Source organism: Gordonia ajococcus (genome assembly GCF_012974285.1).
GTDB lineage: Bacteria > Actinomycetota > Actinomycetes > Mycobacteriales > Mycobacteriaceae > Gordonia > Gordonia amicalis.
Genome location: NZ_CP052884.1, coordinates 2,128,207 through 2,149,404, shown reverse-complemented (window position 1 = coordinate 2,149,404; position 21,198 = coordinate 2,128,207). Strand labels below are relative to the sequence as shown.

The 21,198-nt window shown below is 66.9% G+C and carries 18 protein-coding genes; 7 read left to right on the top strand and 11 right to left on the bottom strand.

Annotation, left to right across the window (positions count from 1 at the left end; genetic code table 11):
* Positions 1 to 31 precede the first annotated feature (31 nt).
* Positions 32 to 2,188, bottom strand: a complete 2,157-nt coding sequence (gene uvrB, locus GAA2_RS09835; protein WP_040004871.1) for an excinuclease ABC subunit UvrB — start codon at positions 2,186 to 2,188, stop codon at positions 32 to 34.
* A 136-nt stretch (positions 2,189 to 2,324) separates the two neighbouring features.
* Here uvrB and GAA2_RS09830 point away from each other — a divergent pair, with 136 nt between their 5' ends.
* Complete coding sequence (locus tag GAA2_RS09830; RefSeq protein ID WP_040004870.1) at positions 2,325 to 2,912, top strand: DUF402 domain-containing protein; 588 nt, start codon at positions 2,325 to 2,327, stop codon at positions 2,910 to 2,912.
* Here the strand turns inward: GAA2_RS09830 and GAA2_RS09825 are convergent.
* From GAA2_RS09825 to GAA2_RS09810, 4 genes are all read right to left on the bottom strand, one after another.
* Positions 2,900 to 3,433, bottom strand: coding sequence for a hypothetical protein (locus tag GAA2_RS09825; RefSeq protein ID WP_232512993.1), 534 nt, complete (start codon positions 3,431 to 3,433; stop codon positions 2,900 to 2,902). The genes GAA2_RS09830 and GAA2_RS09825 overlap by 13 nt on opposite strands.
* 130 nt (positions 3,434 to 3,563) lie before the next feature.
* The gene (gene coaE / locus GAA2_RS09820) at positions 3,564 to 4,460 is read right to left on the bottom strand and encodes a dephospho-CoA kinase (protein ID WP_006437339.1); all 897 of its coding nucleotides are present in this window, start codon (positions 4,458 to 4,460) and stop codon (positions 3,564 to 3,566) included.
* Between the two features lie 81 nt (positions 4,461 to 4,541).
* On the bottom strand, positions 4,542 to 5,777 hold the full coding sequence (gene aztD, locus GAA2_RS09815) for a zinc metallochaperone AztD (protein ID WP_191834928.1): 1,236 nt from the start codon (positions 5,775 to 5,777) through the stop codon (positions 4,542 to 4,544).
* Positions 5,778 to 5,848: 71 nt separating this feature from the next.
* Positions 5,849 to 6,601 carry a TetR/AcrR family transcriptional regulator gene (locus tag GAA2_RS09810; RefSeq protein ID WP_006437337.1) on the bottom strand — a complete coding sequence of 251 codons (753 nt, stop codon included), beginning with the start codon at positions 6,599 to 6,601 and terminating at the stop codon, positions 5,849 to 5,851.
* A 195-nt stretch (positions 6,602 to 6,796) separates the two neighbouring features.
* On the opposite strand from GAA2_RS09810, the gene GAA2_RS09805 reads away from it, so the two are divergent.
* Together GAA2_RS09805 and GAA2_RS09800 are read left to right on the top strand one after the other, a co-directional pair.
* On the top strand, positions 6,797 to 8,434 hold the full coding sequence (locus GAA2_RS09805; protein ID WP_248664731.1) for a DEAD/DEAH box helicase: 1,638 nt from the start codon (positions 6,797 to 6,799) through the stop codon (positions 8,432 to 8,434).
* Entirely contained in the window at positions 8,431 to 9,015 is a 585-nt protein-coding gene (locus GAA2_RS09800) for an SWIM zinc finger family protein (RefSeq protein WP_006437335.1), read from the top strand. Before GAA2_RS09805 ends, GAA2_RS09800 begins: the two co-directional genes overlap by 4 nt.
* 69 nt (positions 9,016 to 9,084) lie before the next feature.
* Here GAA2_RS09800 and rpsA read toward each other — a convergent pair whose 3' ends face one another.
* On the bottom strand, positions 9,085 to 10,551 hold the full coding sequence (gene rpsA / locus GAA2_RS09795) for a 30S ribosomal protein S1 (RefSeq protein ID WP_006437334.1): 1,467 nt from the start codon (positions 10,549 to 10,551) through the stop codon (positions 9,085 to 9,087).
* Positions 10,552 to 10,879: 328 nt separating this feature from the next.
* On the opposite strand from rpsA, the gene GAA2_RS09790 reads away from it, so the two are divergent.
* From GAA2_RS09790 to GAA2_RS09775, 4 genes are all read left to right on the top strand, one after another.
* A complete protein-coding gene (locus GAA2_RS09790) occupies positions 10,880 to 11,458 on the top strand; it encodes a 2'-5' RNA ligase family protein (protein WP_191834926.1) in 579 nt (192 codons plus the stop codon).
* Positions 11,459 to 11,530: 72 nt separating this feature from the next.
* Positions 11,531 to 12,661, top strand: coding sequence for a class I SAM-dependent methyltransferase (locus GAA2_RS09785; RefSeq protein WP_006437332.1), 1,131 nt, complete (start codon positions 11,531 to 11,533; stop codon positions 12,659 to 12,661).
* A gap of 123 nt (positions 12,662 to 12,784) precedes the next feature.
* The gene (locus tag GAA2_RS09780; RefSeq protein WP_006437331.1) at positions 12,785 to 13,537 is read left to right on the top strand and encodes a hypothetical protein; all 753 of its coding nucleotides are present in this window, start codon (positions 12,785 to 12,787) and stop codon (positions 13,535 to 13,537) included.
* A 93-nt stretch (positions 13,538 to 13,630) separates the two neighbouring features.
* Positions 13,631 to 14,494: a class I SAM-dependent methyltransferase gene (locus tag GAA2_RS09775; protein WP_006437330.1), complete on the top strand. Its 864-nt coding sequence runs from the start codon at positions 13,631 to 13,633 to the stop codon at positions 14,492 to 14,494.
* An 18-nt stretch (positions 14,495 to 14,512) separates the two neighbouring features.
* Here the strand turns inward: GAA2_RS09775 and GAA2_RS09770 are convergent, their stop codons facing one another.
* From GAA2_RS09770 to polA, 5 genes are all read right to left on the bottom strand, one after another.
* A complete protein-coding gene (locus tag GAA2_RS09770) occupies positions 14,513 to 15,286 on the bottom strand; it encodes an amino acid ABC transporter ATP-binding protein (RefSeq protein ID WP_006437329.1) in 774 nt (257 codons plus the stop codon).
* Positions 15,283 to 16,263: an amino acid ABC transporter permease gene (locus GAA2_RS09765; RefSeq protein ID WP_191834925.1), complete on the bottom strand. Its 981-nt coding sequence runs from the start codon at positions 16,261 to 16,263 to the stop codon at positions 15,283 to 15,285. Before GAA2_RS09765 ends, GAA2_RS09770 begins: the two co-directional genes overlap by 4 nt.
* A 1-nt stretch (position 16,264) precedes the next feature.
* A complete protein-coding gene (locus tag GAA2_RS09760) occupies positions 16,265 to 17,203 on the bottom strand; it encodes an ABC transporter substrate-binding protein (protein WP_006437327.1) in 939 nt (312 codons plus the stop codon).
* Between the two features lie 106 nt (positions 17,204 to 17,309).
* A complete protein-coding gene (locus GAA2_RS09755; RefSeq protein WP_006437326.1) occupies positions 17,310 to 18,398 on the bottom strand; it encodes an isocitrate/isopropylmalate dehydrogenase family protein in 1,089 nt (362 codons plus the stop codon).
* A complete protein-coding gene (gene polA / locus GAA2_RS09750; protein ID WP_006437325.1) occupies positions 18,398 to 21,145 on the bottom strand; it encodes a DNA polymerase I in 2,748 nt (915 codons plus the stop codon). Before polA ends, GAA2_RS09755 begins: the two co-directional genes overlap by 1 nt.
* Positions 21,146 to 21,198 lie beyond the last annotated feature (53 nt).

Below are 21,198 nucleotides of genomic sequence, written 5' to 3'. Positions count from 1 at the left end.
AACGGTCCCGGGGACTTCGCAGGTCACCGCCCTACTTGATGCCTGCCGCGTCCATTCCCCGCAGTTCCTTCTTCAGGTCGGCGATCTCGTCGCGCAGCCGGCCCGCCAGCTCGAACTGCAGGTCGCGGGCGGCGCTCATCATCTGATCGGTCAGCTGCGACACCAGGTCGGCGAGTTCGGCGCGCGGCATCGTCGACACGTCCCGCTTCTCGATCACGCCCGCACTGCCGGCCTTCGACACCTCGCCCTGCGCCCGGCGGCCACGGCTGGCGTTGCGGCCCGAACCGCCGACCGCGACCGCCTCGTCCTCGGCTTCGCGGTACACCTGGTCGAGGATGTCGGCGATCTTCTTGCGCAACGGCTTCGGGTCGAGACCGCGCTCCTTGTTGTAGGCGATCTGCTTCTCGCGGCGACGCTCGGTCTCGTCGATGGCATTGCGCATCGAGTCGGTGATCTTGTCGGCGTACATGTGCACCTCGCCCGACACGTTGCGGGCCGCACGGCCGATGGTCTGGATCAGCGAGGTGGTGCTCCGCAGGAACCCTTCTTTGTCGGCGTCGAGGATCGCGACCAGCGACACCTCCGGGAGGTCGAGCCCCTCGCGGAGGAGGTTGATGCCGACGAGGACGTCGTAGTCACCCGACCGGAGCTGCCGAAGCAACTCGACACGACGCAGGGTGTCGACCTCCGAATGCAGGTACCGCACGCGGATTCCCAGTTCCAGCAGATAGTCGGTGAGGTCCTCGGCCATTTTCTTGGTGAGCGTGGTGACAAGGACGCGTTCGTCGCGCTCGGTGCGCTGCCGGATCTCGTGGACCAGATCGTCGATCTGCCCCTTGGTCGGCTTGACCACGACCTGCGGGTCCACCAGACCGGTCGGGCGGATCACCTGCTCGACGAACTCGCCGTTCGACTGACCGAGTTCGTATGGTCCCGGCGTCGCCGACAGATACACGGTCTGACCGATGCGGTCGACGAACTCGTCCCAGGTCAGCGGGCGGTTGTCGACGGCCGACGGTAGACGGAAGCCGTACTCGACGAGATTGCGCTTGCGGGACATGTCGCCCTCGTACATGCCGCCGATCTGCGGCACGGTCACGTGCGACTCGTCGATGACCATGAGGAAGTCGTCCGGGAAGTAGTCGATCAGGGTCGCGGGCGCGCTTCCCGCCGAGCGACCGTCGATGTGGCGGGAGTAGTTCTCGATACCCGAGCAGAACCCGACCTGGCGCATCATCTCGAGGTCATAGGTCGTCCTCATCCGTAGGCGCTGGGCCTCGAGCAACTTGCCCTTCGCCTCGAGCTCGGCGAGCCGTTCCTCGAGTTCCTGCTCGATCGAGGCCATCGCCCGCTCCATCCGCTCCGGACCCGCGACGTAGTGGGTGGCCGGGAAGATGCGCAACGTGTCGACCTGGCGGACGACGTCACCGGTGAGCGGATGCAGATAGTAGAGCGACTCGACCTCGTCGCCGAAGAACTCGATGCGCACCGCGAGTTCCTCGTAGGACGGGATGATCTCGACGGTGTCGCCACGGACACGGAAGCTGCCCCGGGTGAACGCCGTGTCGTTACGGGTGTACTGCACGTCGACGAGAAGCCGCAGCAGGGCGTCGCGGTCGATCTCCTGGCCCACCTCGAGCTCGACCGAGCGGTCGAGGTAGGACTGCGGGGTGCCCAGGCCGTAGATGCACGACACCGAGGCGACCACCACGACATCACGACGCGAGAGCAGGCTCGACGTCGCCGAGTGGCGGAGTCGTTCGACGTCGTCGTTGATCGACGAGTCCTTCTCGATGTAGGTGTCGGTCTGCGCGATGTACGCCTCGGGTTGGTAGTAGTCGTAGTACGACACGAAGTACTCAACCGCGTTGTTGGGCAGCATCTCGCGGAGCTCGTTCGCGAGCTGCGCGGCGAGTGTCTTGTTGGGTGCCATCACCAGGGTGGGGCGTTGGACCTGCTCGATGAGCCACGCGGTGGTGGCCGACTTGCCGGTACCCGTGGCACCGAGGAGCACGATGTCCTTCTCCCCGGCCTGGATCCGGGCGGTCAAGTCCTTGATGGCGGCGGGCTGGTCACCTGCGGGCTCGTACTCGCTGACCACCTCGAAACGGGCTTCGGTGCGCTCGATCTCGCCGATCGGACGGAACTCGGAGTGCGCGAGCACCGGACGTTCTGCTGCAAAAGCCATAGTGCCAGGGTAAACGCGCCGTACGACAGGAGTGTTCCCGCGCGGTCGCGGCCCCCGGGTCCGACGCGGGACGCAGACCGGGAACAACTCCGGTTTTCGGGCTGAGTTCGGCGGCGGCCGCCACTACATTCGGGGCATGACGAGCAACAGCGGTCCGACCACCGCCGCGCCGGCCGCCGCAACCCATTCGCTGCACCCGCCCAAGCGGGAGGTGTTCGATGTGCCCGCCATGACGAACACCGACAACAAGGGATTCGTCCGCGAGGTCGAGGAGTACCGCGTCACCGATTACGGCCTCTACATGTCGCGCCCCGCGCCCGGTCACCCGCGGTTCGACCACCTCGAGTCGTGGCTGCTCCCCGGACTGGGGTTGCGCGCCAACATCTTTCACTATCAAGGTGGTTATCGGGCGGATCAGCGTCTGTACCTCGACATCGGGCGGTTCGTCGGACCCGACGAACGCGGCCGCTGGTACGCCGAGGACTGGTACCTCGACCTCGTCGACGTGCCGGGCTCACCGCTGGAGCTCATCGACGTCGACGAGATCTTCGAGGCACACCGGTGCGGATTGCTCGACAACACCCGGTGCGTGGAGGCGGTCGAGATCGCGACCCGCGCGCTTGTCGGGGCGGCCGCGCACGGCAACGATGTGCAGGCGTGGCTCGACGACACCGCCGGCGGCGTGGTGTTCTTCCGGGACCACCGGCCCGGCTACGGCCGGTAGACCCAGTCGGGTCGGGGGTCCCGGTACCTCGGGGATCCCAGTAGGTAGGGGATCTCAGTAGGTCGGGAGCACGAAGCATGCCCCGTTCCGGATGAACTGCGGTGCACTCCGGTGCCGACGTCGACGGTCCGCGACCTGACCACGCCGTCGAGGGTCGCGGTGAGCACGTGACGTCCGGGCGCGGCGGGCCGCCAGGTCGGCTTGACCTCGACGGTCGAGGGCCTGGCGTTGTAGATCGTCACCGTCCGCCCGGCTCGCGTGGAGGTGATCTTCAGCGTCGACTTCGCCGACTCGGGGTCGCCGACGATCACCGACAGCTTGTAGGAACAACCGGCACCGTAGAGACCGTAGTTCGATGAGCCGTTGGCCGACGAACCGTAGCCGGGCAGGGTGTCGACGGCGATTGCCTGCAGGGCGGCGTCAGCCGGCGCCGCGGTCACGACGGCGGCCGTGACGGCCGCACCGACAGCGATGCCGCCGACGACGGTACGCACCCGATTCGGACTACCCTGACCCCACATGTGTGCTCCTCACAGCGCCGTGACAGCTGGTTGATCCGCACCGGAATCGGTGCGTGTCGCAAAGCTAACAGCGCCGGGCCCACGATGTGGCCGATTCAGGAAACATTCGTAGTCAGTTCGGGCGAGCGCCTCAGGCGGTCTCGATCCGCACGGTGGCGGGCCGCCCGGGATCGCAGGAGCCGTGGACGCCGGGCCCGGCCGGAGCGAACCCACCGACCGCGAGGAGGTCGGCGAGTTCGGCCGATGCGGCGCCGTCGCGGGCGGTGATGCGCAGCTCGGCCTTCGCCGCATCGGTGATCTCGACGGCGGTCGCCCGCTCGCCCGCGATCGCCCACAGCCGGTTGACCAGCCGCGGCGCCGGGCCGTCCGGATTGGGTTCGGCCGCAACGAGTGCGGGGACCGGCTCGGCGACCCGGCGTGCACGGACGTTGGCCTCGAACGGTACGAGCCGGTCATCCCAGACCCGCGCGGCGGCGGCCGCGAGATCGTCGGCCGATCCGGAATTGTCGAGCCAGACATCCGCGACCGCGCGCCGCTGCTCGTCGGTGGCCTGAGCCGCGATTCGCGCTCGCGCATCGGCTTCGTCGACGCCGCGCATCGTGGTGAGGCGATGCAGTCGGACGTCGGCGTCCGCGAACACGATCACCACGAGATGGAAGAAGGGCGCTGTGTGGTTCTCCACCAGCAGCGGGATGTCCTGGACGACGATCGCGTCGTCGGGTGCCGCTTCGAGCAACTCCTGGGTGCGTGCGCCGATCAGCGGGTGGGTGATCCCGTTGAGCGTCTTCCGCGATTCGTCGTCGAGGAACGCCTTGGCCGCGAGGGCAGGGCGGTTGAGGCTGCCGTCGGCGGACAGGATGTCGGGGCCGAAGGCCTCGACGAGCGCGGCGAGACCGTCCGACCCGGGTTCGACCACCTCGCGGGCGATCTTGTCCGCGTCGATGATGTACGCGCCTCGTTCGACGAAGGTCTTTGCCACGGTCGATTTGCCGGCGCCGATGCCGCCGGTCAGCCCAAGCCTGATCACGTCACCAGTCTGGCAAACCCACCGACGCCTCGCGCATACCGGCTGCACCAGTGTGTCGCGTCGGGTCAACCGGTGACCGCGTCAACCGGTGACCGCGGCGAGTTCGACGGTCTCGTGCGGCAGGCCCGCCTCGGCGACCTTCGCCCCCGTCTCCAGGTTGATCGCGATGATCTTCTTCGACGCCGGTTCACTCACATAGGCGACACCGTCCTGCACGACGAGATTCGGCATCGGCGACTGCCATTCGTCCGGTTCGCTCCACTCCCCGATCGCCGGGATTCGAGCCGTGCGGGTCCCGGATTCCACGTCGAAGACGTGCAGCGCGCCGTCGGTTCCGAGAATCACCGCAGACCCCCCGGGGCCGCGTTCCAGCGACCGGAAGCTGTACGAGGTGCCGAGATCGACCAGTCGGAGCTCGCCGGTACGGGTGTCGGTGAGCGAGAATCGGGTCGGCCGTTCGAGTTCGGCGTCCCGGTCACTCTTGTAGTCCCCCAGCACGATCGGCGATCCGTGGTCACCGGCCTGGTTCCCGATGCGGCCGTAGGGGTCCGGACTGGTCACCTTGCGGATGTTGTTGCCGTCGACGATCAAGATGCCGTCCTCACAGCCGAAGGTGAGGCGGCCGGCGGACGCGGCGGCCTCGCCGTGAACGCCGGGACATTCGTCGTTGCGGGCGATCTCGGTCCGCTCCTTGTCCAGAATTGCGATGCCGCTGCGCGATTCGTCGTCTCCGCGCGTGACGACGACCGATCCGTCGCCGCGGAACACCGCGACCCCGTGGTGGGGTTGCGGAACCGTGAACGTGGTGGCGACCGGGTTGCCGCGCAGTAGTTCGGCCGGTTCGACGATGTCGACCTGCCCGGTGCCGTCGCTGAATAGGCTGATGCGCGAGTCGTGGACCACGACGTGACCGGGTTCTGCTCCGCCGAAGCGCATCTCGGTGAGAGAAGGCTCGGCGGTGTAATGATGCCCGTGGTCGCCGTGCGCCTTGGTCCAGGTTCCGGCGTCGAGGACCCGGAAGCCGCCGGTTTCGGAGACCAGGACATGCCGCCCGTTGCCCGCGCTGTTGAGACGGACGAATCCGTCGACCGGCAGGTCGGCGACCTGTTCGAGCGTGGTCGCGTCGAGGACGAGGATTCCGCCGTCGTAACTGAGGCTGAGACGCGGTGTCGCACTGTGCCGTTCCGCGGGTGGCGTCGACGAATCCGCGGGGCGCGCCGCCTCCCCGGGGTCGGAATCCCCGCATGCGACGAGTGCGAAGGAGGCTGCGGCGAGCAGCGCGAGAGAACGGGTCAGGGTTGTCCGTGGTGATAGCACTCGGACAGTGCACATTCTAATGAAAATGATTGTCAACAACGCATGGTTGCCACCATCCGTGCGAGAGAACCTCAGTCGTCGCCGATGAGTGGCCGCAAACCATCGAGCAGGCAGACGAGGCCGAAGTCGAACACTTCGTCGGGAGCGCCCGGAGCCTGATGACGTTCGCCGGCCGCAGTTCCCACGCGCCCCGAGAGGGGAAACCTGCCGTCCGGGATCACCGCGTCGAGTTCGGGAGCGACCACCTCCCACCACTGGGCGTCGGTCATGCCGCTGACGGTCGCCGCGGCGCCGGCGGCCAGCGCTTCCCGGGCGTTGCCGGTCACGAAGGCCACCAGGAGGGCGAGAATGTGGTCGCGATCGAGGTCGGAGATGTCCAGGGATTCGAGGACTTCGAGTTGCCGCTCGTAGCGGGTGAGACGGTGGGGCCCGAGAACCTGGCGCCACGGGTTGGCGTCGAGCAACCAGGGATGTGCCAGGTACTCCGCTCGCAGCACGCGTGCGACCGAGGCGAGGGATTCCCGAACCGTCGTCGCCGGGCTCGGCATCGGCGAGTCGCCGGCAACATGGTCCACCATGAGAGCAACGAGGACATCTCGCGTGGGCACGTAGGTGTAGAGAGTCATCGGGCCGACACCGAGTTCAGCCGCTAGCGCCCGCATCGAGAGCGCGTTCAATCCTCGATCGTCGGCGAGCGCGATCGCCTTGACGACCATCTCGTCGACGGTGACCCGTTGTCGCGGACCGCGCCTCGGCGCTTCGGGCTCGGCACGTCCGCGCCACAGCAAGCGCACAAGGGTCCGCGCGTCTTCGGCAGTCGACATGTGTACTCCTTTCCCGTACGGTGTACGGAGAATAATTCCGTACACCGTACCAAGTGAGGAGTTCCGCTGACCACACAGGCCACCTACCTCCCCGACCTGCACCAGTTCGCGATCTGGTCGTCCCACGACTCCGGGACACGCTCGGACACGTGCCGTCTCGCGGTCCCGGCCGGGCGTTGCCTCGTGGTCCGCGACGTGTCGTGCGACCTCGTCGACGTCGACGCCCTTGCCACCCAGGCATCCGATGCGCCTTCGGTACAGGTCTGGCAGCAACTCCTTCGGGGCGAGGACGAGACTCCTCTCCCGCTCGCCGCCCATGCCGAGGTCGATCCGACCGGCACGGCGATGACCACCGCAGATTTCGCTCGGACGGCGATGCGCGCATGTCTCACCACCGATCAACTCCTCCGCGATCGCCTCCGTGCGCAGCTACGGCCCTACCAGGTCCGGGGTGTCGCGTGGCTGGCATCCACCGCCGAATCCGAAGGCGGAGCGGTACTCGCCGACGAGATGGGACTGGGCAAGACGGTTCAGGCCGTGGGGCTCCTGTCGCTCCGCGCCGAGACCGGACCGCAACTCGTCGTGTGCCCGACGAGCCTGGTCACCAACTGGGCGCATGAGATCACCCGATTCGCACCCGGGCTCGCCGTGGACACCGGATGCATCGAGGAAGCTCCGGACACCGCCGGATCGGTCACGATCACCTCGTACGCCCGACTGCGGTTGGGCATCGACGAACTCGCGGGACGGAGGTGGGCCACCGTGATCTACGACGAGGCGCAGGCGTTGAAGAATCCCCGTACCCAACTCTCGCGCGCGGCACGCCGCGTCGATGCGCAGGCGCGGATCGCCCTGACCGGCACGCCGATCGAGAACAGCCTCGACGAGTTGTGGGCGATCCTTCGGGTGGTCGCCCCGTCCGTCTTCCCGCACCGGGCCGTGTTCCGGCGGCGCTTCACCCGTGCGGTCGATGACGGGGATTCCGGTGCGCTGCAACGTCTACGCGTCGCCGTCGCACCCGTCATGCTGGCCCGGACCAAAGCCCGGGTGGCTTCCGCCCTACCACCGAAGATCCACAACCCCGTGCTCGTGGATCTGACCGCGGAGCAGGCGGAACTCTACGACGCTCATCTGGCCGCGATCGAGGACGCCGGGTTCGGCGTCGGAATCGAACGCCACGGACGGATTCTCGCGACCCTCACGCGGTTGAAGCAGATCTGCAACCATCCCGCTCTGGTCACCGGCGACCGCGACCGCGGCCGCCTGCCGGGCCGGTCGGGCAAGTTCGACCGCTGCATGGAGATCCTCGAGGAGAACATGGAGACCGGCTCGCCCACTCTCGTCTTCACGCAGTACCGCGACACCGGTGACCTCCTCGCCGACCATCTGGCCGACAGATTCGACTGCGACATCCCGTTCTTCCACGGTGGGCTCACACCGGGGCGGCGGGACGAACTGGTCGCCGACTTCCAGGCGGGGCGGACTCCGGACGTCATGGTGATGAGCCTGAAGGCCGGCGGCGTCGGCCTCACGCTGACCCGCGCGTGCGACGTCATCCACTTCGACCGCTGGTGGAACCCAGCCGTCGAGGCCCAGGCGTCCGATCGTGTCCATCGGATCGGGCAGGATCGGCCGGTCACCGTCACCACGCTGACGACCGCCACGACGCTGGAGGAACACATCGACAACCTCCACCGGCGTAAGGCGGCGCTCAGCGCACATCTCGACGAGTCCTCGGCTCTCGCAGAACTCACCGCGCTCAGCGACGAACGGCTCATCACCGTCCTCCGGCGCAACCGAAATCTGGACCCGGCAATCCGGGAGGCGGAATGACCACGACACCAGCCGAATTCGGATTCAGCGCGTGGGGCGCCGAGATCGTCCGGCTCGCCGAACCGCTCTCGACCCGGACCCCGAACCCGTTGGCACCGCGGGCCCGCAGCATCGCCCGCAACGGGGGTGTCACCCTGACCGTCGACGGACGGCACGTGGAGGGACTGGTCCAGCGCGGTGGCGAGGCATCGGTCGCACACCTGGAGTTCTCGGCGATGACCTCCACGACAGCCGTCGTGCTCCGCGACCTGCTGGGCTCGTCGGCCGAACCGTCCGACGAGGTCCACCGTCGGCTGAAGGAATCGGGTGCGTGGTCGCCGGCGGTCCTCGACGTCGCAGACTGTTCGTGCCGGGCACGCGGTGACCGATGCCTGCACATTCTGGCCGGGCTCTACGCGGTGGCGGCTGCGGTGGATCGGCAACCGTCACTGGCACTGGAGCTACGGGACTTCCGGGCACCGACCGACGACTCGCCGACGGACTCCGGCACCGGCTCGCCAGGATCCCGGTGGGTGTCGCTGACCGCCTTCGACGTCGCCGACTACTACGAGATCACGACGGCATCCGAGCACGACGATTGAACCCGGACATACGAAAAGCCCTCCCGGGAGATCCCGGGAGGGCTTTCGTGTGCTCAGTGAGCAGAGGTGTCAGGCGTTGCCCGACAGCTTCTCGCGCAGAGCGGCGAGCTGCTCGTCGCTGGCCAGCGAACCACCGGCGGACGGACCGCTGGTGTTCGACGAGCCACCGCGGCTCTCCGAAGCCGACGAGTAGTCGGTCGGGGCGTTGGCAGCCTCGGCTGCGGCAGCAGCGAACTTCTCCATCTGGGCGGTGTGCATCTTGTGGCGACGCTCGGCCTCGGCGTACCGGGCCTCCCATGCCTCACGCTGCTTCTCGTAGCCTTCGAGCCATTCGTTGGTCTCGGCGTCGAAGCCCTCGGGGAAGATGTAGTTGCCCTGCTCGTCGTAGCTGTCGGCCATGCCGTACTTCGAGGGGTCGAACTCCTCGGTGTAGTCCTCGTTGGCCTGCTTGAGACTCAGCGAGATACGACGACGCTCGAGGTCGATGTCGATGACCTTGACCATCGCATCGTCGTTGACGGCGACAACCTGATCCGGCACCTCGACGTGGCGCTCGGCCAGCTCGGAGATGTGGACCAGACCCTCGATGCCCTCGTCGACGCGGACGAACGCACCGAACGGCACGAGCTTGGTGACCTTGCCCGGAACGATCTGTCCGATCGCGTGGGTGCGGGCGAACTGACGCCACGGATCTTCCTGGGTGGCCTTGAGCGACAGCGAAACACGCTCGCGGTCCAGGTCGACGTCGAGGACCTCGACGGTGACCTCGTCGCCCACGGCGACGACCTCGGACGGGTGATCGATGTGCTTCCAGGACAGCTCGGAGACGTGGACCAGACCGTCGACGCCGCCGAGATCGACGAACGCACCGAAGTTGACGATCGAGGACACGACGCCCTTGCGGACCTGGCCCTTCTGGAGCTGGTGCAGGAACTCGCTGCGGACCTCGGACTGGGTCTGCTCGAGCCATGCGCGACGCGACAGGACCACGTTGTTGCGGTTCTTGTCGAGCTCGATGATCTTGGCCTCGATCTCCTTGCCGATGTACGGCTGCAGATCGCGGACGCGACGCATCTCCACGAGCGATGCCGGGAGGAAGCCGCGCAGGCCGATGTCCAGGATCAGGCCGCCCTTGACGACCTCGATGACGGTGCCCTTGACGGCCTCGTCCTTCTCCTTGAGCTCCTCGATGGTGCCCCAAGCCCGCTCGTACTGCGCACGCTTCTTGGAGAGGATCAGACGACCTTCTTTGTCCTCCTTGGTGAGGACCAGGGCCTCGACCTCGTCACCGACGTTGACGACCTCGTTGGGGTCAACATCGTGCTTGATCGACAGTTCGCGAGAAGGGATGACGCCTTCGGTCTTGTAACCGATGTCGAGCAGAACCTCGTCCCGATCGACCTTGACGATGGTGCCTTCCACGATGTCGCCATCGTTGAAGTACTTGATCGTGGAGTCGATGGCGGCGAGAAAGTCCTCGGCAGTGCCAATGTCATTGATGGCTACTTGCGGCGAGGTGATCGTGGGGGACGACATATGTTGAGTTGCTCCGGACAGGTGTGTAGTAGGTACGATTCTTGAGGTATTTCACGGCATGAAACCCCTGATCAGAAGCATTTCGATCGGGGCGCGTGCCTGTCGCGCGTCATCGAGCACACGCGCGTTCGTCAAGCCTACTCCAGCGGCGTTGTGCTGGGCAAATGCCCGTGAGACCACCGGTGGGACGTCCACTCCGGGCCACCGGGAACCGAGGACACGTGCCGTCCGGACACAGCGCACAGTCGGTGCCCGCCCGCCTTTTCCTGGTGCACGATCGCGAGTTGGATCACCGGGTACATCCGGAGAGCTCTGGTTGACTACGTCCGTGGCACATTCGATCGAGTTGTTACCCGACGACGACACCGACCACTGGTTCCGGCACCGCTGGGCCGCGCTCGCCGACGCCGACCTGCCCAGCGCCCAGCGCATCCGTTCGGACACCAACCGTCCGCACGTCACCCTGCTGGCGGCCCGCCACATCGCGACGGCCGCCGACGTCGCCCTCGGCCCCGCCGCCCAGCGTCTCCCGCTGAACTGCCTCATCGGTGCGCCCATCGTGTTCGGCCATGGGTCGCGCCATACGCTCGCGCTGCTCGTCGTCCCGAGCACCGAGTTGCTGTCGCTGCATGCCCAGGTCGCACGGACGGTTCGCGAGCACACCGCCCACCGCGACGAGGACGTGCAGGACGACGACCCCACCCCGAGCACCTTCGCTCACGTGGACCCGGGCGCCTGGACCCCGCACTTCACCCTCGCCCGACGCCTGTCGTTCACACAGGTCGGCGAAGCACTGGGCACACTCGAGTCGCTGGGCAAACCCGACCGGATCTGCACGTTCACCGCATTGCGGCGCTGGGACCCCGACGCCGGAACCGAACACGTGGTGGCCGGGCGGGCGTGCTGAGGCGACGACCTGCGGACCGAGTCGAAACCGCACCGTGACCGGCTCGAGAGCCAACGCTGCCATCGTTCCATCATGACGATCACACCTGATGGCACCGAACCGCCCGGACAGAGCCCGCACCGCACGACCATCGCACCGACGGCGCCGAGTGCCGATGAATTCGCCGAGCGATTCCTCGACTCCACACTGGCCACCGCGGAGACCATGAGCGTCTACCTCGGGGAGCGCCTCGGCTGGTATCAGTGCCTCGCCGACCATGGTCCACTCACCGCCGCCGATCTCGCCGCCCGGACCGCCACCGACGCACGGTACGCCCGTGAATGGCTGGAGATGCAGGCGGCCTTCGGCATCCTCGCCGCCGACCTGTCCGACACCCCGACGACATTCGCCATCTCACCCGGCGTCGCCGAGGTCCTCACCGACACCTCCAGCCGTTCCTATCTGGGTGCGCTGCCCCGGATGTTCGCCGCCTCGTTCGGCCGGCTGCCCGAACTGCTCGATGCTTATCGCAACGGAGGCGGTGTCAGCTGGGAACAACTCGGAGCGGACGCGCGTGAATGCCAGGCCGCACTCAACAAGCCGTGGTTCGACACCGAACTCGGACCTGCTCTCGGCAGGGTCGCCCACCTCCATCAGCGACTGTCGCGACCGGACGCGAAGATCGCCGACATCGGCTTCGGCGCGGGTCATTCGACCATCGCCCTGGCCCGCGCCTATCCGGAGGCGACGTTCGTCGGTCTCGACGTCGATGCGGCATCGGTGCAGATGGCGCGTGACAACGCCGAGGCCGCAGGACTCGGCGACCGAGTGCAGTTCCATCTGGCCGGCGGAGAGGAGGCCACCGCACACGGACCGTTCGACGCCGCGTTCGCGTTCGAATGCCTTCACGACATGCCGCGGCCCGTCGACGTGCTGGCCGCGGCCCGGCAAGCCCTGGCACCCGGTGCGCCGATGATCGTCATGGACGAAGCGGTTTCCGACGAATTCTCCGGCCCCGCAGACGAACTGGACAAACTGATGTACGGGTTCTCACTCTTCGTCTGCCTACCGGATTCGATGAGTTCGCCGCCGTCGGTGGCCACCGGCACAGTGATGCGACCCGCCATCCTCCGGTCGTACGCCGAGCAGGCCGGCTTTCAGAGCGTCGAGGTGTTGCCGATCGAGGGTTTCGGCTTCTTCCGGTTCTACGAACTCATCCAGTGACCCGAACTTCACTCGACCCGTCCGACTCCCACAGGTCCGACACATGTCTTGACGATAAATAATTTGGCATGCGACCATTTTTCCGTGCCGGGATCCGGACCGGCGCCGGACGGTAGGAGACGCGTGACCTATTCGCCAGATCGACTCCTCGAGGCGATCGACGCCAACGCTGTCGGACTGCTGGTGGGGCTGGGCGTGGCGATGCTCTGCCAGACGGTGTGGCTGATCGAGGCAGCACGCGTCGCACGCCGCGACTCGAGCTACTCGATACCGCTGGCCTGCACCCTCTTCTGGTTTGCCCACGACATCGCCTATGTCGTCCGCTTCCGCGACTGGTTCTCCACCTATGACCACTGGTTCCTCCAGCTGTTCTGGCTCGGCCTGCTGAGCGCCGCACTCCTGGAGTTCGTGTTCTTCGCCCAGCTCATCCGATACGGCCGTCGAGAACTGGCACCGGCGTGGTCCCCTTTCCAGTTCACGCTGCTGATCATCGCGGCGACCACCGGTTCCATCCTCGCGTGGGAGTATCTGCGACTCCTGTTCGACGACCCGCTCTATCTCGCGAGTTCGGCACTGACCCTCATGTCATATGCACTGTTCGGCCCGTCGATGACACTGCGCCGCAGGTCATTTCGCGGTCAAAGCCGGTTGATGTGGCAGTGCTTCACGACGATGACTCTCGCCTGGTGGATCGCGACGGTCGCATTCCTGCCGGGCCCCTTCCGGTCGTGGCAGTACCTCGCCGTCGGCGTCTTCACGGCCGCGGTCGGCGTGGCCATGATGATCGCCATCCGTCACGCACCGCAGTCGCCGAACGCGACCGAACCGGCCCGTTCCGACCCCACATCCGAGGAACCGGTCCCCGGCACCCGGTGACACCGCGCCCGCGTCCGTGGTGATCGGGCCCCCGGCCGCTCGACAGGCTCTGCCGCCGCCGGGCCGTACCGGACGGGGACCTATCATCGCAGGATGCCCACGAAGGACGACCGTGAGAATTCGGAGACCACCGAACAGGAGACCTCCGTACGACCTCCACGCGTCCTGGGCGACGTCGACTCCGCGACAAGTGACCGGGCCAGCCGCTGGTGGTGGGACTACGACGCGGAGAATTACCACGACGAGCACGGCGCCTTCCTCGGCACCTACACCGGGGGCGGCGAGTTCGTGTGGTGTCCCGAAGGTGTCCGCGAGTCCGAGGCCGGCCTTCTCGGCGAGATCCGGGGCCGCACGATCCTCGAGATCGGCTGCGGCTCAGCACCATGTGCCCGCTGGCTGGCGGCCAACGGCGCACACGCCGTCGGTGTCGACCTGTCCCGTCGCATGCTCGGGATCGGACTCGACGCCATGGACGCCGACGAGGTGCGCGTGCCGCTGATCCAGGCGACCGCCGAAACGCTTCCGTTCGCCGACGAGTCATTCGACACCGCCTGCTCGGCCTTCGGCGCAATCCCCTTCGTCGCCGACTCCGCCGGCGTCATGGCCGAGGTCGCCCGCGTCCTGAAGCCCGGCGGCCGTTGGGTTTTCGCGGTCAACCATCCGATGCGGTGGATGTTCCTCGACGACCCGGGACCCGAGGGGCTGACCGTGCACATCCCGTACTTCAACCGGACCCCGTACACCGAAACCGACCCGAGTGGTCAGATCACCTACGTCGAGCACCACCGGACCATCGGCGACCGGGTGCGCGAGCTCCGGGCAGCCGGGTTCATCCTCGACGACATCATCGAACCCGAGTGGCCCGACGATCACGATCGCGAATGGGGGCAGTGGAGCCCGTTTCGCGGACGCTACTTCCCCGGCACCGCGATCTTCTGCAGCCACAAACCTGCATGACGAGCCGGGGTCCCGGCCTCAGAGCAGCTTCGACAGGAACTCGCGCGTCCGCCCCTCCTGCGGATTGGCGAGAAGTTCGCGCGGGTCACCCTTCTCCACGACGACGCCGCCGTCCATGAAAACCAGCTGGTCGGCGACCTCGCGCGCGAATCCCATCTCGTGGGTCACGACCACCATGGTCATTCCCGACGCGGCGAGTTCGCGCATCACCTTGAGGACGTCGCCCACGAGTTCGGGGTCGAGTGCCGAGGTCGGCTCGTCGAAGAGCATGAGCTTGGGTTCCATCGCCAGGGCCCGGGCGATGGCCACGCGCTGCTGCTGACCGCCGGACAACTGCGCCGGATAGGCGTCGGCACGATCCGACAGACCGACCCTTTCGAGCAGGTACTCGGCCCGTTCGATGGCCTCGGCCCGTTGCTGCTTCTTCACCTGGATCGGCGCCTCGATGATGTTCTCGAGGGCCGTCCGGTGCGGGAAGAGATTGAAGTGCTGGAACACCATGCCGATGTCGCGGCGTTGGGCTGCAGCAGCTTTGGCGCTCATCTCATAGAGCTTGCCGTTGCGCTCCCGGTAGCCGATGAGGTCACCGTCGACGTAGAGCCGGCCGGCGTTGACCACGTCGAGATGGTTGACGCACCGCAGGAACGTCGACTTGCCCGAACCGGACGGACCGATCAGACACGTCACCTCGCCCCGGGCGACCTCGAGTGAGATGCCCTTGAGGACCTGGACCGATCCGAAGCTCTTGCACACCCGGTCGGCGAGGACCATCGGTGTCTCGGCGGAACTCATGCGTTCTCTCCCCCGGTCGTGCGGCCTGCTCCCGGTCCGCCCGCGACGTCATCGGCCGCAGCCGCCTGCCCGTCGGCCATCGCCTTCAGCTGTCGTGCGGTCAGCGCGCGGGTGGCGCCCCGTGAGTAGTGGCGCTCCACGTAGTACTGGCCGACCATCAGGATGCTGGTGACGACGAGGTACCAGGTCGAGGCGACGAGCAGCAGCGGGATCGGTTCGAAGTTGACGCCGGAGATGTCACGCACCCGTCCATAGAGGTCGAGTGTCAGCGGCACCGCTGCCACGAGGCTCGTGGTCTTGAGCATGGAGATCAACTCGTTGCCGGTGGGCGGGATGATCACCCGCATGGCCTGTGGCAGCACGGTCCGGCGCATCGTCTGCGCCCACGACATGCCCAATGCGATCGACGCCTCGGACTGTCCCTCGCCGACCGACGACACGCCCGCGCGCACGATCTCGGCCATGTACGCGGCTTCGTTGAGACCGAGGCCGATGACCGCGAACAGGAATGCGGCGTTGAGGGTCTGGATGTCGAAGGACGCGAACTGGTGAACGAAGGGAATGCCGACGTCGATCTGCTTGTAGATCGCCGGGAACAGACCCCAGAAGACGAGCTGCACGTACACCGGTGTGCCGCGGAAGATCCACAGGTACACCCAGGCGGTGCCGCGCAGGACGGGATTCGGCGAGAGCCGCATGATGGCGAGGGCGACACCGAGGACGATCGCGATCGTCATCGCCAGCACCGTGAGTGCGAGCGTGTACCCGACGCCGGACAGCACGCGTTCGTCGAACAGATAGCGGCCGTAGGTGCCCCAGGCGTAGGCCTTGTTGGTGGCGGCCCCGTAGACGAACAGCGCCGCCAGCACGAGGATGATGACGGCGGCGATCCACTGCCCCGGTCGGCGAAGCGGTACCGCCTTGATCGGTTCGGGCTCGCCGGCCGTGGTGGTGGAGTCGGTCTGCGGTGAGGTCATCTCAGCTCACCGCTCCGTTGATGACGGAGACATCGATCATGCCCTCCTGCAGGCCCCAGTTGGCCGCGATCTCGTCGTACTGTCCGTTGTCCATCAGATATTGCACGGCCTTCTGCAGCGCGGGTCCCAACCCGGAACCCTTCCGAACCGGCCATCCGTAAGGCGCCGAGTCGAACAGTTCACCGGCGGCCTTCAGCTTTCCGTTGGTGCGTTTGATCGCATAGGCGGTGACCGGCGAATCCGCCGACATAGCGTCGACCCGGCCGAGGATCAGCGCGTTCACCGCCTCGTCCTGGCTGTCGAATTTCACCTTGTCGATCGGCGGAAGACCTCTGGCCACGCATTCGGCGCTCTTGGCCGGGATCTCGTCGGTGTCCTCGTAGGTGGTGGTCTGTACCGCGACCCGCTTGCCGCACGCGTTCGACGGGTCGATGGCCTCATCGGAGTCGGCGGCCTGTGCCCACTGCACGCCGGCGCTGTAGTAGGTCACGAAGTCGACCTGCTTCTCCCGCTCGAGCGTGTCGGTGAACGACGACATGCCCAGCTGGTAGGTCCCCGCCTGCACCGACGGGATGATCGTGTCGAACTGCGATTCCTTGTACACCGGCGTCAGGCCGAGGACCTTGCCGACGGCGTTCATGAGGTCGACGTCGTAGCCGATGATCTTGCCGTCCGGCCCTTTGAACTCGTTGGGCTGGTACGGCACGTTGACGCCGACGACGAGCCGACCGGTGCGAGCGATCTCCGGCGGAACCAGCGCGGCGATCGCCGGTACCTTCGCCACGTCGACGTTGATCGGGGTCACCTGGTTGGCGCGCTCGCGTTCCTCGTTGTTCACACAGCCGGTGACCACGACCGCGAGCACCAGGAGCACGCCGAGCAACCGGGCCACACGTGGTCGAAGGGAACGTCGGTCGACCCGCGTCGAGGCCCGTGTCACAACACATCCCTTCGATCTCGAACGATCACCTGGTCAGACAACACACTGTAGTTGCCACCCGTCCCACCGGCTGACCACCCGGAGTTCACGCACGTCCGCGTGCGCGTCACGTGCCGGTCACCCGCCGGACCGCCTCTGCGGCGAACTCGGTGGTCGATGCCGTCCCGCCCAGGTCGGCGGTCGCGATCGCGGCCGCGAGGGTGCCGGCGACCGCCGAATCCATGCGGTCGGCAACCGCGATCAGTTCCGGGTCGTCCGCGATGAGCCCGTAGCGCCGGAACCCCATGGCCACCGACGCGATCATGGCGACGGGATTCGCGACGCCCCGCCCGGCGATGTCGGGGGCGGCTCCGTGGGTGGCCTGCGCCATCACCTGGGTCGTCGAACAGTTCACCGAACCGGCGATGCCGAGCGAGCCGGCGAGTTCGCCCGCCAGGTCGGACAGGATGTCGCCGAAGAGGTTCTCGGTGACGATGACGTCGAAGTCAGCGGGTCGGCGGACGAGCAGCGCCGCCATGGCGTCGACGTGTTGTTCGGTGATCTCCACGTCGGGAAACTCCTTGCCGACCTCCCGGCACGCGTCGCGGAACAGGCCCGTGGTCAGGCGCAGCACGTTCGCCTTGTGCACGATGGTCAGCCGTGCCGGACGACCGGAATCAGCGCGGTCCCGTGCGGCTTCGAAGGCGACCCGCGCGATGCGCTCGCTGGCCGACCGGGTCACGAGCCCCACGGCCAGCGCGACATCCGGGGTCGGCATGAACTCACCGCTGCCCACGGTCATGTTGCGGTCGGCGTAGAGGCCTTCGGAGTTCTCCCGGACGATCAACACGTCGATGTCGGGCTTCGTCGCCGGCACACCCGGAAATGCCTTGGCGGGACGGAGATTGGCGAACAGTCCGTACCTAGTGCGCAGCACCGCCCCCGGGGTGCGGCTGCGGTGCTCGACCGGGTACGCCGCCGAATCGTGCGGCCCGACGATCCACAGACCGAGGTCGTCGAGGGCCGACAGCGTCGCATCGGGTACCGCGTCGTCGTGGGAGGCGATGGCGGCGGCGCCGAACGGGAGTTCCTCCCAATCGATCCCGAAGCCCTCCACGGCCGCTGCCGCGTCGGCCACCGTCATCGCGGCCGGCACGACCTCGGGACCGATGCCGTCGCCGATGAGAACACCGACCCGCCTGGGCGAGGAGACCATCAGTGGGCCGCGTCGTCCCAGGACCGACCGAACCCGACCGACACCTCTAGCGGGACCGACAGCGTGATGGCGTTACCCATCTCCTCACGCACCGCTGCCTCCACCGCGTCCCGCTCACCGGGCGCCACCTCGACCACGAGTTCGTCGTGGACCTGCAGCAGCACCCGCGATGTCAGCTTCTCCGCGACGAATCGCTTGTGGACGTTGATCATCGCGACCTTGATGATGTCGGCCGCGGTGCCCTGGATGGGCGCGTTGAGCGCCATCCGCTCGGCGGACTGGCGTCGCTGGAAGTTGTCGCTGTTCAGGTCGGGCAGGTAACGCCGGCGGCCGAACAGGGTCGCGGTGTACTCGTTGCGCCGGGCCTCGGCGACCACATCGTGCAGATAGTCACGCACGCCGCCGAAGCGCGCGAAGTACGCCTCCATCTGTTCCTTGGCCTCCTCGCGGCTGATCTTCAGCTGTGCCGCGAGTCCGAAAGCGCTGAGGCCGTAGGCAAGTCCGTACGACATCGCCTTCACGCGGTGACGCATCTCGATGGTCACCTCGTCGATCGGCACCCCGAAGGCGCGCGATCCGACGAAGTTGTGCAGGTCCTCGCCGGTGTTGAAGGCCTCGATCAGTCCCTCGTCCTCCGACAGGTGCGCCATGATCCGCATCTCGATCTGGCTGTAGTCGGCGGTCATCAGACTTTCGTAGTTGACCTCGGACGCCTGGTCGGTGCCGACGATGAAGCCGCGGCGGATCTCGCGTCCGGCCTCGGTGCGGACCGGGATGTTCTGCAGGTTCGGCTCGGTCGACGACAACCGGCCGGTGGCCGCGATGGTCTGGTTGAAGGTGGTGTGGATGCGACCGTCGTCCGCCACCGATTTCAGCAGACCATCGACGGTGACCTTCAGCCTCGTGGCGTCGCGATGCTCGAGAAGGTGTGCGAGGAAAGGATGTTCGGTCTTCTCGTACAGCGACTGCAGGGCGTCGGCGTCGGTGGTGTAACCGGTCTTCGTCTTCTTGGTCTTCGGCATGTCGAGCTTGTCGAAGAGCACGGTCTGCAGCTGCTTCGGCGAGCCCAGGTTGATCTGTTCGCCGATGACCTCGTAGGCCGATTCCGCGGCTGCACGAATCCGGTCGTTGAACATCTGCGCGAGTGCATTGAAGTGGTCGACGTCGACGGCGATGCCGGCGGCCTCGAGGTCGGCCAGCACGAACGACAGCGGCAGCTCCATCTCGGTCAGCAGCGGCTTGGAGTCGATGCGGTCGAGCTCGATGTCGAGCGTGTCGGCGAGTTCCTGTACCGCCCGCGCCTCGAGCATGTGCTGTTCGGCGACCTTGCCCTCGGTGTCGTCGTCGAGCAGTGACATCTGGCCGTCACCCGCACCCGTGTCGGCGCGCAGTTCCCGGCGCAGATACCGCAGGGCGAGGTCGTCGAGGTTGAAGGTCCGCTGTCCGGGGCGGACGAGATATGCGGCCAGCGAGGTGTCGCTGGTGACCCCGTCGAGCTTCCAGCCGCGCGAGCGCAGCGCGTGCACCGCCCACTTGGCCTCGTGAACAGCCTTCAGCGCGTCGGGATCGGCAAGCCAGTTGGCCAGTGCCGCATCATCTTCCGGCGTCAGCGTGGTCACATCGACGTACGCCGACGAGCCGTCGGCGGCCGCGATCGCCAGACCGGTCGGGTCCGAGCCCACGACGACGTGCGGCGCGGTCACCGCGAGACCCGTGCGGCCGGTTCGGGCGTGTTCGGTGAGCCAGCTCGCGACCTCACCGGCACCGAGGACCGAACCGTCGAGGTCGAATCCGGCTTCGGCTTCGGGCTCAACGGAACTCAGGGTCGAGAACAGGCGGTCGCGCAGGACGCGGAACTCGAGGTCGTCGAAGAGCTGGTGGATGCGGTCGCGATCCCAGCCGACCATCGCGAGGTCGTCGGGGCCGGCCGGCAGCTGCATGTCGCGGATGAGTTCGGTGAGCTGACGGTTGGTCTGCACCGAGGCGAGATGAGCACGCAGGGCGTCGCCGACCTTGCCCTTCACCTCGTCAACGTGATCGACCAGCGAGGCCAGCGAACCGTATTCACGAATCCACTTCGACGCGGTCTTCTCCCCAACCCCGGGGATGCCGGGCAGGTTGTCGCTGGGGTCGCCGCGCAGCGCGGCGTAGTCCGGGTACTGCGCCGGGGTGAGACCGTACTTCTTCTCCACCTCTTCGGGGGTGAAACGCGTGAGGTCCGAGACACCCTTGCGCGGGTAGAGGACCGTGGTCGAGGCGTCGACGAGCTGCAGCGAATCGCGGTCACCGGTGACGATCAGGACCTTGAAACCCTGTTCGCGGGCCTGGGTCGCGAGGGTCGCGATGATGTCGTCGGCCTCGTAGCCCTCGATGGCCATGACCGTGACGCCCAGCGCGTCGAGAACCTCCTTGGTGAGGTCGACCTGCCCGTTGAACTCGTCGGGCGACTTGGAGCGCTGCGCCTTGTACTCCGGGTACATCTCCGAGCGGAACGTCTTCCGCGAGACGTCGAAGGCGGCCGCGATGTGGGTGGGCTCCTCGTCGCGCAGCAGGTTGATCAGCATCGAGGTGAAGCCGTAGACGGCGTTCGTGGTCTGCCCGGAGTGCGTCTTGAAGTTCTCGGCCGGGAGCGCGAAGAACGCCCGATATGCCAGGGAATGTCCGTCGAGGAGCATGAGGACCGGTTGCTTGGTCTTGACCTTGCTGCCGGTACGGGTTGCTGCCGGGGAACTCTGCGCTGGACTCACAGTCGCTGAGTCTAGTGATCCGTTCCGACACCCGGACCCCGCCCGCCGGGTGT

Excerpts from the sequence above, each read along its gene's own strand:
- GAA2_RS09810 (WP_006437337.1), bottom strand. The coding sequence starts at position 6,601 with ATGTCGACTGCCGAAGACGCGCGGACCCTTGTGCGCTTGCTGTGGCGC.
- GAA2_RS09830 (WP_040004870.1), top strand. The coding sequence starts at position 2,325 with ATGACGAGCAACAGCGGTCCGACCACCGCCGCGCCGGCCGCCGCAACC.
- GAA2_RS09755 (WP_006437326.1), bottom strand. The coding sequence starts at position 18,398 with ATGGTCTCCTCGCCCAGGCGGGTCGGTGTTCTCATCGGCGACGGCATC.
- GAA2_RS09775 (WP_006437330.1), top strand. The coding sequence starts at position 13,631 with ATGCCCACGAAGGACGACCGTGAGAATTCGGAGACCACCGAACAGGAG.
- GAA2_RS09800 (WP_006437335.1), top strand. The coding sequence starts at position 8,431 with ATGACCACGACACCAGCCGAATTCGGATTCAGCGCGTGGGGCGCCGAG.
- uvrB (WP_040004871.1), bottom strand. The coding sequence starts at position 2,188 with ATGGCTTTTGCAGCAGAACGTCCGGTGCTCGCGCACTCCGAGTTCCGT.
- rpsA (WP_006437334.1), bottom strand. The coding sequence starts at position 10,551 with ATGTCGTCCCCCACGATCACCTCGCCGCAAGTAGCCATCAATGACATT.
- GAA2_RS09770 (WP_006437329.1), bottom strand. The coding sequence starts at position 15,286 with ATGAGTTCCGCCGAGACACCGATGGTCCTCGCCGACCGGGTGTGCAAG.
- GAA2_RS09785 (WP_006437332.1), top strand. The coding sequence starts at position 11,531 with ATGACGATCACACCTGATGGCACCGAACCGCCCGGACAGAGCCCGCAC.
- GAA2_RS09765 (WP_191834925.1), bottom strand. The coding sequence starts at position 16,263 with ATGACCTCACCGCAGACCGACTCCACCACCACGGCCGGCGAGCCCGAA.
- GAA2_RS09825 (WP_232512993.1), bottom strand. The coding sequence starts at position 3,433 with ATGTGGGGTCAGGGTAGTCCGAATCGGGTGCGTACCGTCGTCGGCGGC.